The sequence below is a fragment of the Nocardioides faecalis genome (assembly GCF_018388425.1).
Taxonomy (GTDB): domain Bacteria; phylum Actinomycetota; class Actinomycetes; order Propionibacteriales; family Nocardioidaceae; genus Nocardioides; species Nocardioides faecalis.
Genome location: NZ_CP074406.1, coordinates 1898404 through 1912255 on the forward strand (window position 1 = coordinate 1898404; position 13852 = coordinate 1912255).

The following is a 13852-nucleotide window of genomic DNA, read 5'->3' on the forward strand; positions in this document are numbered from 1 at the left end:
GCAGGTCTGCGGGCTAGTGTCGGAAGCCCGGCACCGTCCCGAACTCCCAGGAGGCTCGCAGTGACTGTTCGCGTAGGAATCAACGGATTCGGCCGGATCGGCCGCAACTTCTTCCGGGCGGTGCGCGCCAGCGGCGCGGACATCGAGATCGTGGCCGTCAACGACCTCACCGACCGTGCCACGCTGGCGCACCTGCTCGCCTACGACTCCATCCTCGGCATCCTCGACGCCGAGGTCGGCTCGAGCGACGACGCGATCATCGTCGGCGGCAAGGAGATCCGCGCCTTCGCCGAGCGCGACCCCGCTGCGATCGGCTGGGGGGACCTGGGCGTCGACGTCGTGCTCGAGGCCACCGGGCGCTTCACCGACCCGACGAAGGCGCGCGCCCACGTCGACGGCGGCGCGAAGAAGGTGATCATCTCCGCACCCGCCAAGGGCGAGGCGCTCACCGTCGTGATGGGCGTCAACGAGGACGCGTACGACCCCGCCGAGCACACCGTCATCTCCAACGCCTCGTGCACGACCAACTGCCTGGCGCCGATGGCCAAGGTGCTCAACGACGGCCTCGGGATCGAGCGCGGCCTGATGACCACCGTGCACGCCTACACCGCCGACCAGAACCTGCAGGACAACATCCACCGCGACCTGCGGCGCGCGCGTGCCGCCGCGCTGAACATCGTGCCCACCTCCACCGGTGCGGCGAAGGCCATCGGCCTGGTGCTGCCCGAGCTCAAGGGCCGGCTCGACGGCTACGCGCTGCGGGTGCCCGTGCCCACCGGCTCCCTGGTCGACCTCAGCTTCGAGGCGTCGCGGGAGACCAGCGTGGAGGAGGTCAACGAGATCGTCCGCGCCGCCGCCGACGGCCGGATCCTGCGGTACTCGACGGCACCCCTCGTCTCCACCGACATCACCACCGACCCCGCCTCCTGCATCTTCGACGCACCCCTGACCAAGGTGCTGGGCAACCAGGTGAAGGTGGCCGGCTGGTACGACAACGAGTGGGGCTACTCCAACCGCCTCGCGGACCTGATCGTCCACGTCGGCGCTACGCTCTGACGATTGTGACCACCGACAACGGGCTCTCCCCGGACTTCCTGAACGGCGTCAGCGGCAAGCGGGTCCTCGTCCGCTCCGACCTCAACGTCCCGCTGGAGGAGGTGGACGGGCAGAAGCGGATCACCGACGACGGCCGGATCCGGGCCAGCCTGCCCACGATCCAGGCCCTCGCGGGGGCCGGCGCGAAGGTCATCGTGACGGCCCACCTCGGCCGCCCCAAGGGCGCACCCGACCCGGCCTACTCCCTGGCCCCGGTCGCCGTCCGGCTCGGCGAGCTGCTCGGTTCCGACGTCGCCTTCGCCACCGACACCGTCGGCGAGTCGGCCCACGAGGTCGTCGCCGGCCTCGCCGACGGCCAGGTCGCGCTGCTGGAGAACGTGCGGTTCAACCCGGGCGAGACCAGCAAGGACGACGACGAGCGCGGCGCCTTCGCCGACCAGCTCGCCTCCCTCGCCGACTTCTTCGTCTCCGACGGCTTCGGCGTGGTCCACCGCAAGCAGGCCAGCGTGTACGACGTCGCGAAGCGACTGCCGTCCGCGATGGGTGGTCTCGTGGCCACCGAGATCGACGTGCTCCGCCGGCTGACCGTCGACCCTGAGCGTCCGTACGTGGTGGTCCTGGGCGGCTCCAAGGTCTCCGACAAGCTGGGGGTCATCGACAACCTGCTCGGCAAGGCCGACCGGCTGCTGATCGGCGGCGGCATGGTCTTCACCTTCCTCAAGGCAGCCGGCCACGAGGTGGGCAACAGCCTCCTCGAGGCCGACCAGCTCGACACCGTGCGGGCCTACCAGCAGCGCGCCGCCGAGCTGGGCGTCGAGATCGTGCTGCCCACCGACATCGTGGTGGCAGACAGCTTCGGCGACGAGGCCTCCGCGCGGGTCGTGCCTGCCGACGCCATCCCGGCCGAGACGATGGGCCTCGACATCGGGCCCGACTCCGGCGCGGCCTTCGCCGCGGCTCTGGCCGACGCCCGCACCGTCTTCTGGAACGGCCCGATGGGCGTCTTCGAGAAGCCGGCCTTCGCCGAGGGCACCCGGGCGGTCGCGCAGGCGCTGACCGAGGTCGACGGCCTCTCGGTGGTCGGTGGCGGCGACTCCGCCGCCGCGGTCCGCGCGCTCGGCTTCGACGAGGCCGCCTTCGGCCACATCTCCACCGGCGGCGGCGCCAGCCTGGAGTACCTGGAGGGCAAGGAGCTCCCGGGGATCACCGTGCTGGAAGGGAAGGCCTGAGATGGCGGCCAAGCGCACTGCGTCCGGCAGCGGCCGGACCCCGCTGATGGCGGGCAACTGGAAGATGAACCTGAACCACGCGGAGGCCGTGGTCCTGGTGCAGAAGCTGGCCTGGACGCTCTCGGACAAGCGGCACGACTACGGCAAGGTCGAGGTGGCGGTTATCCCGCCGTTCACCGACATCCGCTCGGTGCAGACGCTCGTCGACGGCGACCGCCTCTCCATCCGGTACGGCGCCCAGGACGTCTCCCAGCACGCGTCCGGCGCCTACACCGGCGAGATCTCCGCCGCGATGTTGACCAAGCTGGGCTGCAGCTACGTGGTGGTCGGGCACTCCGAGCGCCGGCAGTACCACGGCGAGACCGACGCGGTGGTCAACGCCAAGGCGAAGGCCGCGCTCGGCGCCGGCATGACGCCGATCGTGTGCGTCGGCGAGGGGTTGGAGGTCCGCCAGTCCGGCGAGCACGTCGCCCACACCACGGCCCAGGTCGCGGGGTCGCTGGCCGGTCTCGACGCCGACCAGGTCGCTGGGCTGGTCATCGCCTACGAGCCGGTCTGGGCGATCGGCACCGGCGAGGTCGCCACGCCGGACGACGCGCAGGAGGTCTGCGCGGCGATCCGTGCCCACGTCGCCGAGTCCTTCGGGGCGGAGGCGGCGGCCGGCGTCCGGGTCCTCTACGGCGGTTCGGTGAAGGCCGGCAACGTCGCTGGGATCATGGCCAAGGAGGACGTGGACGGCGCCCTGGTCGGTGGCGCGAGCCTCGACGTGGACGAGTTCGGCGGAATCTGCCGGTTCTACGACATGCCGGTGCTGTCCTGACCCTGGCCCTGCCGTAGGATTCCGCGCGTGTTGACTACCGCTCTCACCGTGCTGCTCGTCCTGACCAGCCTGATCCTGATCCTGCTCGTGCTGCTGCACAAGGGTCGGGGCGGCGGTCTGTCCGACATGTTCGGCGGTGGCGTCTCGAGCTCGCTCGGGGGTTCGTCGATCGCGGAGCGCAACCTCGACCGGTTCACGGTCGGCATGGGCGTGATCTGGTTCGCGTGCGTCATCGCGCTCGGTCTCCTCCTGGCCTACCAGAGCTGACCACCCGTACTGATCGACGACCGGTCCGCCGCAGGCGCGGACCGACCTGAGGCTTGAGGAGAGACCGTTGGCTGGTGGTGGGAACGCGATCCGCGGGAGTCGCGTCGGCGCAGGACCGATGGGCGAGGCGGAGCGCGGCGAGGCCGCGCCGCGCCAGGTGGTCACCTACTTCTGTGCGAACCTGCACCGCTCGGTGATCACGTTCGCCGTCGAGGCGACCGCGCCGGAGTCGTGGGACTGCCCCAAGTGCGGGCTGCCCGCCGGGCTGGACTCGGAGAACGCGCCGCCGGCGCCGAAGAACGAGCCCTACAAGACCCACCTCGCCTACGTGAAGGAGCGCCGCTCCGACAAGGAGGCCGAGGTCATCCTCGACGAGGCGATCAAGCTGCTGCGCTCGCGCCGCAAGTCGGGCGAGGTCATCTTCTAGCACCTCCGGGCGCCGGACGGCGCCCGAGACGCCCTTCGGGATCCCCGATTCAGGGCATTCCCCCGCCTGGGTTCGCCGGTAGAAACAGGACCTGGCGACGCGGGTCGCTCAGGGGGTGTGACGGCGATGCGTCGTGTGTGGGTGGCAGTGCTCGGGGCGACGGTTCTCGCGTCGGGGTTGTTCGCTGCGCCATCGGCGAGCGCCTCGGACACCGGGCATGCGGCCCCGCAGCCGGGGCAGGTGGTCAGCGCCGCCCCGGCGTCGTTCACGCCGCACGTGATGGACGGCGAGGTCCTCACGATGACCCGGGTCGGCGACCTGATCCTCGTCGGGGGACGGTTCACGCGCGTCCGGCAAGCGGGCAGCAGCACCGACATCCCGCGACGGAACCTGTTCGCGTTCCACGTCCGCACCGGCCAGGTGAGCGCGACGTTCGCGCCGAACCCCAACGGCACCGTCCAGAAGGTGCAGGCCTCGCCGGACGGCGCCACCGCGTACGTGGGCGGCGCGTTCACCAGCGTCACCTCGGGCGGCGTCGCGACCGCGGTGGGCCGGCTCTACCGGGTGGCGGTCGCCACCGGCAACCGCGTCGCCGCGTTCTCGCCGGGCACCTTCAACGGCGACGTCCGCGACATCGCGGTGACCGGCGACCGGCTCTGGGTGGCCGGCAAGTTCACCCACGTGCAGGGCACCGCCCAGCGGGCGCTGGTCACCGTGAACGCGACCACCGGGGTGCGCGACCCGTACTTCAGCGGCACCTTCACCGGCTCCCACCAGCCGGACACGGGGACCTACGTGCTGCAGATCGCGATCAACCCTGCCAACAGTCGGCTGGTCGTGGTCGGCAACTTCGCACAGGTGAACGGAGCGGACCGGCACCAGTTCGCGGTGTTCGACATCGGCGGGCCGACGTACGCGCTCGCCGGCTACTCCACCCGCCAGTTCGAGTCGCGGTGCAGCGCGAAGTTCTACAGCTACGTCACCGACGTCGAGTACTCACCCGACGGCCGCTTCTTCGCCGTCTCCACGACCGGGGCCTACGGGGGCGCCGCGGCGACCATGGCCGGCACCAGCGGCTGTGACGTGGTCGCCCGCTTCGAGTCCTCGGCGTCGGGCACCGACGTCCGGCCGACCTGGACGGCCTACACCGGCGGCGACACCACGTGGTCGGTCGAGGTGACCCAAGACGTCGTGTACGTCGGCGGGCACGCACGCTGGCAGAACAACCCCACGCGCGGCGACGCCGCCGGGCAGGGCGCCGTCTCCCGGCCCGGCATCGCGGCGCTGAGCGCGGTGAACGGACTGCCGCTGTCCTGGAACCCGACCCGCAGCCTGGGGGAGGGCGTGAAGGACATGATCGCCACCCCCGACGGGCTGTTCGTGGGCTCCGACACCGAGGTCTTCGCCGACCAGACCCGGCGCCGGATCGCGTTCCTGCCGCTGGCGGGCGGCACCCGGCTGGTGCCGCTGCGGGCCAACGGCCTCCCGACGACCGTCTACCGCGTGCCCCGCGGCCAGAGCCAGCTCCAGCGCCGCGCCTTCACCGGCTCCAGCGCCGGGGCGGCGCAGGACGTGCCCAACGCGCTCGCCCTGAGTGTCAGCACCTCTCAGCGGACGGCGATCGGCACCGGCTGGGGCAGCGCCGTCGGTGCGTTCATGCTGGACGGCGTGCTGTACACCGCCTACAGCGACGGCTCGCTGACGCGGCGCACCTTCGACGGGCAGAGCTACGGCCCGGCGGTGACGGTGCAGACCGCGGACCGGATCGTGTACCAGGACGACTGGCACCGCGGCGACGTCCCGGCGATCACGAGCCTGTTCTACGACCAGGGTTGGATGTACTTCACCAAGTCCGGGTCCAACCAGCTGTTCCGTCGCGCCTTCGAGCGCGACTCCGACGTGGTCGGCCAGCACCTGTTCACCACCCGCGCCGTCAGCGGCGTGAGGTTCTCCTCCATGCGGGGCGCCTTCGTCGCCGGCGGCCGGCTCTACTACGCGACCAGCTCCGGCACGCTGAACGTCGCGACGTGGAGCGGGTGGGGACCGAGCGCGGGGCCGGTCGCCGGCACCTCGACGGTGATCAGTGGCGCGGGCGGCGGCTGGACCTCACGGGTGATGTTCCCCTTCCAGGGCACGGCCGCGGTCCCGGCGAACCGGGCGCCGACCGCGTCGTTCACCGCGCAGTGCGCGCAGCTCAGCTGCACGATGGACGCCCGTGCCTCCAGCGACCCCGACGGCACCGTCACCCGCTACGCGTGGAAGGTCGCCCGCCGGACCAGCGTTGCGGGGACGTCGAGCACGCTCAGCCACGTCTACCCCCGCGGTGGCGAGCGCACCGTCACGCTGACCGTCACCGACGACCGTGGGGCCAGCAGCAGCACGACCCGCGTCGTGCAGCCAGCGGCGGCGAGGCCGGGGAGCCTGGTGGCGTCCGCCACCGGCGACCTGCTCGCGCACAACCTCACCCTCCCCGCGCCGGTCCGTGCCGGCGACCTGCTGGTGAAGTGGTTCGTCGCGAGCTCGATCACGCCCACGTCCACGGCGTAGGGGACCTCGGGCGACGTCGGCTCAGAGGTCCCGGTGCAGCTCGTCCAGCGACGAGGGCGGCTCGTGCCGGCTCAACCGGATCACAGCGACCACCAGCCCGCCCCACAGGATCACCATCGAGACCAGCATCAGCACCACGGCCTCCGGACTCATCGGATCTCCTCCTTCTTCACGGCCTGGTCGGCATCGGGGCGGTCGTACGGCGCGGTCAGGGGGGTCTCCGGCCGCCACGGCAGCCGGGAGAGGACCACGCCGAGGACGATCACGCCGCCGGCCGCGCCCCACCCGAGCCAGCCCAGCATCCAGCCGGGGTAGCCGGCGTAGGGCTCCTTGATGTCGGCGACCAGCGCGTCGACGAGGATGTAGGTCAGCGCGGCCGGGACCAGGATCCCGACCAGGAGGAACCAGGTCCGGCCGAGCTTCAGGGAACCGGTCCGGTTCAGGTGGTCGGCGAGGTCGGGCAGCGCCCGGAGCGACCACGCGACGACCAGCATGCTGACCACGGCGACCAGCAGGATGCCGTACTGGTTGATGAAGTGGTCGATGATGTCGAGGACGTGCACGCCGCTGGTCGTGCTGAACAGCACCAGGCTCACCACGGCCGCGGGGACGCTGACGGCCAACGCCGCCGTGACCCGGCCGAGCTCGAGCTTGTCGCGCACCGCGGAGACGACGACCTCGAGCACGCTGACCAGCGACGTCAGGCCCGCGATCACCAGGGACCCGAAGAACAGCACGCCGATCAGCGCGCCGGCGGGCGCCTCGCTGATCAGGGTCGGGAAGACCACGAAGGCGAGGCCGAGCCCGTCGGCGGCGACCTCGTCGACGGCCATGCCCTGCGCCTGGGCCATGAAGCCCAGCGCGGCGAACACCCCGATGCCGGCGAGGAGCTCGAAGCCGGAGTTGGCGAAGCCGACGACCATGCCCGCCCCGGACATGTCGCTGTCCTCGTCGACGTAGGAGGCGTAGGTGATCATGACGCCGAAGCCGATGGACAGGGAGAAGAAGATCTGGCCGAACGCGGCGCCCCAGACGCCCGGTTCGGTCAGCGCCGCCCAGTGGGGGGTGAAGAGCGCGTCCAGGCCGGTCGCCGCTCCGTCCAGGGTCAGCGCCCGGACGACGAGCGCGGCGAACGCCACCACCAGCACCGGGATGAAGTACAAGGAGAGCTTCCCGATGCCCTTCTCCACCCCGAGCGCCATCACCAGGACCACGACGCCCCACACGATCGCCAGCGGCACCAGCACCCCCACGACGATCGTGGTGTCGATCCCGGGGTCGCCGGCCTGCAGGAAGGTCTCGAACAGGAACTCCTCAGGCTTGGCGCCCCAGGCCTCGTCCACCGAGAAGATCATGTAGCGCAGGGCCCAGGCGATGATCGCGGCGTAGTAGATCGCGATCAGGAAGCAGATCCCGACCTGCCACCAACCCAGTGACTCGGCACCGCGACGGAGCCGGGCGAAGGACAGCGGCGCCGACCCCCGGTACTTGTGCCCGAGCGCGTAGTCGAGCAGCAGGAACGGCAGGCCAGCGCCGAGCAGCGCCACCAGGTACGGGATCATGAACGCCCCGCCGCCGTTCTCGTAGGCGACGTACGGGAAGCGCCAGATGTTGCCCAGCCCCACGGCCGAGCCGATGGCGGCGAAGATGAAGACCTTGCGGCTGCTGAACGCTCCGCGGCGTCGTCGGGTCGTGGGTTCGGCGGTGCTCATCGCTCCATGCTCTCGGATCGGGGTCGGCGGGCCAGGAGGAGTGCCGGCTCAGAGTCGGGAGGCAGCCTCACGGTCGAGGAACCACACGGTCTCGAGACGGCCGTGCACTCCGCGCGCCGGGGTCTCCTCGATGCTGCCGGTCTCGGCGAGGGCCCGGGCGACGGCTTCCGCCTTGCCCTCGCCGCTGACCAGGAACCACACGCACTGTGCCCGGTTCAGTGTGTCGAAGGTGAGCGTGACGCGCTCGGGCGGAGGCTTGGGGGAGTCGCTCACGCCGGTCGCCTCCGTGCCGATGACCGCCAGCGCCGGGTGGTCGGGGAACAGGGAGGCCACGTGCCCGTCCGGGCCGATGCCCAGCATGAGCACCTCCAGCTCACCCGAGATCTGCTCCTGCACCGTGGCGGCGTACTGCGACGCCGACTCCTCGAGGTCCGCGACCTCGTCGGAGGCGGGGGCGGTGAACACCTGGCGGGCGCCGACGACGTCGAGCAGGTCGTCGCGGGCCTGGCCGACGTTGCGCTCGGGGTCCGCGGCCGGCACGAACCGCTCGTCGCCGAAGAAGAACCGGACCGCGCCCCAGTCGACCCCGGAGTCGTCGGCCAGCCGTGCCACCTCGCGGTGCACGGCGCGGGCGATGCTGCCGCCGGTGAGCCCGATGTCGGGGATGTTGCCGGCCGCCTGGGAGTCGCTGATCCGGTTGAGCAGCTCACCGGCGATCGCGGTGGCGAGCTCGTCGGGCCCGTCGTGGACCTCCACGAGCGGGGCCGGGCGCTCGTCGCCGGAGCCGGTGGGGACGGGTGGGTTCGGGTGGGTCATCGTTCGCGGTGCTCCCGGTAGTAGCGGACGAGGGACTGGGTGGAGGGGTCCTGGGCATCGAGCACGGAGTCGTCGCCGCTGAGCGCAGGGGCGATCTGCTTGGCGAGCTGCTTGCCGAGCTCGACCCCCCACTGGTCGAAGCTGTCGATGCCCCACACCACGCCCTGGGTGAAGGTGATGTGCTCGTAGAGCGCGATCAGCTGGCCCAGCACGGCAGGCGTCAGGGCCGGAGCGAGGATCGACGTGGTCGGCCGGTTGCCGGGGAACACCCGGGCCGCGACGACTGCCTCCGCGGTGCCCTCGGCGCGGACCTCCTCGGCGCTCTTGCCGAACGCCAGCGCGCGGGTCTGGGCCAGGAAGTTGGCCAGCAGCAGCTCGTGCACGTCGGTCTCGCCGTCGCGCAGCGGGTGCGCAGGGTTGACGAAGGCGATGAAGTCGGCGGGCACGATCCGGGTGCCCTGGTGCAGCAGCTGGTAGAAGGCGTGCTGGCCGTTGGTGCCCGGCTCGCCCCAGAACACCTCACCGGTGTCGGTCCGCACGCTCGCGCCGTCCCATCGCACGCCCTTGCCGTTGGACTCCATGGTGAGCTGCTGCAGGTAGGCGGGGAACCGGTGCAGGGACTGGGCGTAGGGCAGCACGGCGTGGGTGTGCGCGCCGAGGAAGTTGACGTACCAGACGTTGAGCAGCCCCATCAGGGCCGGCACGTTCTGGGGGAGCGGGGCGGTGCGGAAGTGCTCGTCCATGGTGTGGAAGCCGTCGAGGAGCTCGGCGAACCGCTCGGGTCCGACTGCGATCGCCAGGGACGTGCCGATCGCGGAGTCGAGCGAGTAGCGCCCGCCGACCCAGTCCCAGAACCCGAAGGCGTTGGCCGGGTCGATGCCGAAGTCGGCGACCTTGTCCAGCGCGGTGGAGACGGCGACGAAGTGCCGGGCGACGGCCTCGCGGGCGGCGGGGGAGTCGTCCCCGTCGTCTGCTCCGAGCACGCCGGCCTCACGCAGCCCGTCGAGCAGCCAGGTCCGGCTCAGCCGGGCGTTCGTCAGCGTCTCCAGCGTGGTGAAGGTCTTGCTGGAGACGATGAAGAGCGTGCTCGCCGGGTCGAGACCGGCCAGCGTCTGCGCGGCGTCGGTCGGGTCGACGTTCGAGATGAACCGGCACGTCAGGGCGTCGTCGACGTACGGCGTGAGCGCCTCGTAGGCCATCACCGGCCCGAGGTCCGAGCCACCGATGCCGATGTTGACCACGGTGCGGATCCGCTCGCCGGAGAAGCCGCGCCACGCCCCGGTTCGCACCTGGGTGGCGAACGCGTAGACCCGGTCGAGGACCTCGTGCACGTCGGCGACGACGTCCTGGCCGTCGACGTGCAGCTCGGCGTCGCGCGGCAGCCGCAGCGCCGTGTGCAGCACCGCACGGTCCTCGGTGACATTGATCCGCTCGCCGGCGAACATCGCGTCGCGGTGCCCCTCCAGGCCGACCTCGCGTGCCAGCGCCACGAGCTCGGCCAGCACGCCGGCGTCGACGAGGTTCTTCGACAGGTCGACGTGCAGGTCGCCGGCCGGGTGGGTGTGCGCCTCGACCCGGTCGGGCTCGGTGAACAGCCCGGTCAGCGTGGTCGTCCACGTGCCGTCGTCGGAGCGGTAGCGGGCGGCCAGCTCGCCGAGCCGGGCCCATGCTGCCGTCGTCGTGGGATCGATCGGTGCGGGGACGTCGGCGCGGGGCTGGCCCACGGTCAGGCTCCGACCTGGGACATCTGTGCCTGCACGGTCTCGACGAGCTCGGTCCACGAGGCCTTGAACTTGTCCACGCCCTCGCTCTCCAGGGTGAGGAAGACGTCGTCCAGGTCCACGCCGAGGGCAGCCAGCTCGTCGAAGAGGGCCTGAGCCTCCTCACCTCTGCCCGTGACCTGGTCTCCGGTGACCTCGCCGTGGTCGGCGAAGGCGCGCAGCGTCTTCTCCGGCATCGTGTTGACGGTGTCGGCGACGACGAGGTCGGCGACGTAGAGCGTGTCGGGGTAGTCCGGGTTCTTCACGCCGGTCGAGGCCCACAGCGGCCGCTGCGCCTTGGCGCCGGCAGCGGCGAGCGCCTGCCAGCGCTCCGAGGCGACGACCTCCTGATAGGCGGCGTAGGCCAGGCGGGCGTTGGCCACCGCGGCCTTGCCCCGCAGCGCGAGCGCTGCGTCGCTGCCGATCGCGTCGAGCCGGGCGTCGATCTCGGTGTCCACCCGGGAGACGAAGAACGAGGCGACGGACGCGATGGTGCCGAGGTCGATGCCGGCCTCCTTCGCCCGCTCGAGCCCGCTCATGTAGGCGTCCATCACCGCGCGGTAGCGCTCGGTGGAGAAGATCAGCGTGACGTTGACGCTGATCCCCTCCGCGATCACCTCGGTGATCGCCGGCAGCCCCTCGAGCGTCGCCGGGATCTTGATCAGCGCGTTCGGCCGGTCCACCGACTTCCACAGCGCCTTCGCCGAGGCCACGGTGCCCTCGGTGTCGTTGGCCAGGAGCGGCTCGACCTCGATCGAGACCCGGCCGTCGGCGGGATGGGCGCTGGCCACCTCCGCGAGCACGTCGCAGGCGTTGCGCACATCGTCGGTGGTGAGGGCGAAGATCACCCGCTCGACGTCGGCGCCGTCGGCGACCAGCGAGCGCACCTGGGCGTCGTACCGCTCGCCGTCGGCGATGGCGCCGGCGAAGATCGTCGGGTTGGTGGTCACACCGACCACGGAGCTCTCCTCGACGAGCTGGGCCAGGTTCCCGGTCTCGATCCGCTCCCGGGAGAGGTCGTCGAGCCAGATGGACACCCCTGCGTCCGCAAGGGCCTTCAGTCGGTCACTCATGGTTCTCCTCCTCGTCGTGCGGGATGGATCAGGTCAGTCCCGAGCGGCGGCGGCGATCGACTCGTGGGCCGCGTGCACCACGGCCTCGGGCGTGAAGCCGAACTCGCGGAACAACGTGGCGGCGTCGGCGCTGGCGCCGTAGTGGTCGATGCTGACGATGCGGCCGGCGTCGCCGACGTACTCCCGCCAGCCCTGCTTGACGCCCGCCTCGACCGAGACCCGCGCCTTGACGGTGGGCGGGATGACGATGTCGCGGTAGGCCTGGGTCTGCGCCTCGAACCACTCCTGGCAGGGCAGCGAGACGACGCGGGCGGCGATGCCCTCGGCGGCCAGCTGCTCGCGGGCGGCGACGGCCAGCTGGACCTCGGAGCCGGTCGCGATGAGCACCACGTCCGGCTCGCCGCCCTCGGCGTCGAGCAGCACGTAGCCGCCCTTGGCCACGTCGTCGGTGGTGGCGAAGCCGTCCACGCCGCGGGGGAAGGTGGGCACGGCCTGCCGGCTGAGGATCAGGCCGGCGGGCCGGTCGCTGTTGCGCAGCACCTGCAGCCAGGCGGCGGCGGTCTCGTTCGCGTCCGCCGGTCGTACGACGTCCAGGCCGGGCATCGCCCGCAGCGCGGCGACGTGCTCGATCGGCTGGTGCGTGGGGCCGTCCTCGCCGAGGCCGATGGAGTCGTGCGTCCACACGTGGACCACCGGCGCCTTCATCAGGGCGCCGACGCGGACGGCGCCGCGCATGTAGTCGGAGAACGTGAGGAACGTGCCGCCGAAGACGCGGGTGCCGCCGTGCACGGCGATGCCGTTCATGATCGCGCCCATGGCGTGCTCACGGATGCCGAAGTGCAGCACGCGCCCCTGGTAGGGGTCGCCCTGCCACTCCTCGACCGAGCGGTCCTTGGGCAGGAACGACGGGGCGCCCTTGATCGTGGTGTTGTTGGAGCCGGCGAGGTCGGCGGAGCCGCCCCACAGCTCGGGCATGATCTCGGCGATGGCGTTGATCACCTTGCCGGAGGCGGCGCGGGTGGCCACCCCCTTGGCGTCGGCGTCGAAGACGGGCAGGACCTTCTCGATGCCCTCGGGCAGGGCCCGCGAGCGCATCCGGGCCAGCGTCGCGGCGCCCTCGGGGTTGGCCTCCGCCCAGGCGGAGAACTCCTCGTCCCACTTGGCGGCCAGCGCCTTGCCGCGCGCGACCAGCCCGCGGGTGTGGGCCAGGACCTCCTCGGGGACCTCGAAGTTCTTCTCCGGGTCGAACCCGAGGACCTTCTTGGTCGCCGCGACCTCGTCCGCGCCCAGGGCCGAGCCGTGCGCGGCCTCGGTGTGCTGGGCGTTGGGGGCGGGCCAGGCGATGACGGTCTTGAGGACGATCAGCGAGGGACGGTCGGTGACCGTCTCGGCGTCCTTCAGCGCCGCGTGCAGCGCCGGCACGTCCTCGGCGTAGCCGCTGAGGTCGTTGTGGTCACTGCCGGTCCAGTCGACGGTCTGCACGTGCCAGCCGTAGGCCTCGTAGCGCTTGGCGACGTCCTCGTTGAACGCGATGTGGGTGTCGCCCTCGATCGAGATCCGGTTGGCGTCGTAGACGACGGTGAGGTTGCCGAGCTCCTGGGTGCCGGCGATCGAGGACGCCTCGCTGCTCACGCCCTCCTCGAGGTCGCCGTCGGAGGCGAGCACGTAGATGTGGTGGTCGAACAGGGAGGGGCCGTCGCCGGCGTTCGGGTCGAGGAGGCCGCGCTCGCGGCGGGCGGCCATCGCCATGCCGACCGCGTTCGCGATGCCCTGGCCCAGCGGGCCGGTGGTCACCTCGACGCCGGCGGTGTGGCCGAACTCGGGGTGGCCGGGGGTCTTGCTGTCCCAGGTGCGCAGCGACTCGAGGTCGGCCAGCTCGAGGCCGAAGCCGCCGAGGAACAGCTGGGTGTAGAGCGTGATGGAGGAGTGCCCGCAGGAGAGCACGAAGCGGTCGCGCGCCATCCAGTCCGGGTTGGCCGGGTCGTGCCGCATCACCTTCTGGAACAGCAGGTAGGCGGCGGGTGCGAGACTCATCGCAGTCCCGGGGTGGCCATTGCCGACGCGCTGCACGGCGTCCATGGCCAGCACGCGCGCAGTGTCGACGGCCTTGCGGTCGAGATCGGTCCAGTCAAGCTCCGGGATCAT

12 protein-coding genes are annotated in these 13852 nt (G+C 71.5%); 6 read left to right on the forward strand and 6 right to left on the reverse strand.

Annotated features, from left to right (window positions below; all coding sequences use genetic code 11):
* Window positions 1–60: 60 nt before the first annotated feature.
* The 6 genes from gap to KG111_RS08735 all read left to right on the forward strand — a co-directional run bounded on the left by gap (window position 61) and on the right by KG111_RS08735 (window position 6346).
* Window positions 61–1056, forward strand: a complete 996-nt coding sequence (gap, locus tag KG111_RS08710; protein WP_205290252.1) for a type I glyceraldehyde-3-phosphate dehydrogenase — start codon at window positions 61–63, stop codon at window positions 1054–1056.
* A 5-nt stretch (window positions 1057–1061) separates the two neighbouring features.
* Window positions 1062–2285, forward strand: a complete 1224-nt coding sequence (locus tag KG111_RS08715; RefSeq protein ID WP_249666364.1) for a phosphoglycerate kinase — start codon at window positions 1062–1064, stop codon at window positions 2283–2285.
* A 1-nt stretch (window position 2286) separates the two neighbouring features.
* Window positions 2287–3105 (forward strand): triose-phosphate isomerase, encoded by an 819-nt coding sequence (tpiA, locus tag KG111_RS08720; protein ID WP_240195342.1) that lies wholly within the window; start codon window positions 2287–2289, stop codon window positions 3103–3105.
* Between the two features lie 30 nt (window positions 3106–3135).
* Window positions 3136–3372 (forward strand): preprotein translocase subunit SecG, encoded by a 237-nt coding sequence (secG, locus tag KG111_RS08725; protein ID WP_205290446.1) that lies wholly within the window; start codon window positions 3136–3138, stop codon window positions 3370–3372.
* A 67-nt stretch (window positions 3373–3439) separates the two neighbouring features.
* Window positions 3440–3799, forward strand: coding sequence for an RNA polymerase-binding protein RbpA (locus KG111_RS08730; protein WP_205290253.1), 360 nt, complete (start codon window positions 3440–3442; stop codon window positions 3797–3799).
* 240 nt (window positions 3800–4039) lie between these two features.
* A complete protein-coding gene (locus KG111_RS08735; protein WP_205290254.1) occupies window positions 4040–6346 on the forward strand; it encodes a PKD domain-containing protein in 2307 nt (768 codons plus the stop codon).
* Between the two features lie 21 nt (window positions 6347–6367).
* Here KG111_RS08735 and KG111_RS08740 read toward each other — a convergent pair whose 3' ends face one another.
* Genes KG111_RS08740 through tkt form a run of 6 tightly spaced genes read right to left on the reverse strand, consistent with a single transcriptional unit; the run spans window position 6368 to window position 13852 of the window.
* Window positions 6368–6499 carry a methionine/alanine import family NSS transporter small subunit gene (locus KG111_RS08740; protein WP_205290255.1) on the reverse strand — a complete coding sequence of 44 codons (132 nt, stop codon included), beginning with the start codon at window positions 6497–6499 and terminating at the stop codon, window positions 6368–6370.
* A complete protein-coding gene (locus KG111_RS08745; protein ID WP_205290256.1) occupies window positions 6496–8058 on the reverse strand; it encodes a sodium-dependent transporter in 1563 nt (520 codons plus the stop codon). Before KG111_RS08745 ends, KG111_RS08740 begins: the two co-directional genes overlap by 4 nt.
* Before the next feature lie 48 nt (window positions 8059–8106).
* A complete protein-coding gene (pgl, locus tag KG111_RS08750) occupies window positions 8107–8874 on the reverse strand; it encodes a 6-phosphogluconolactonase (RefSeq protein WP_205290257.1) in 768 nt (255 codons plus the stop codon).
* Complete coding sequence (gene pgi, locus KG111_RS08755; protein WP_205290258.1) at window positions 8871–10598, reverse strand: glucose-6-phosphate isomerase; 1728 nt, start codon at window positions 10596–10598, stop codon at window positions 8871–8873. The genes pgl and pgi overlap by 4 nt, the downstream gene beginning before the upstream one ends.
* A gap of 2 nt (window positions 10599–10600) precedes the next feature.
* Complete coding sequence (gene tal, locus KG111_RS08760; RefSeq protein WP_205290259.1) at window positions 10601–11707, reverse strand: transaldolase; 1107 nt, start codon at window positions 11705–11707, stop codon at window positions 10601–10603.
* Between the two features lie 33 nt (window positions 11708–11740).
* Window positions 11741–13852, reverse strand: a complete 2112-nt coding sequence (tkt, locus tag KG111_RS08765; RefSeq protein WP_205290260.1) for a transketolase — start codon at window positions 13850–13852, stop codon at window positions 11741–11743.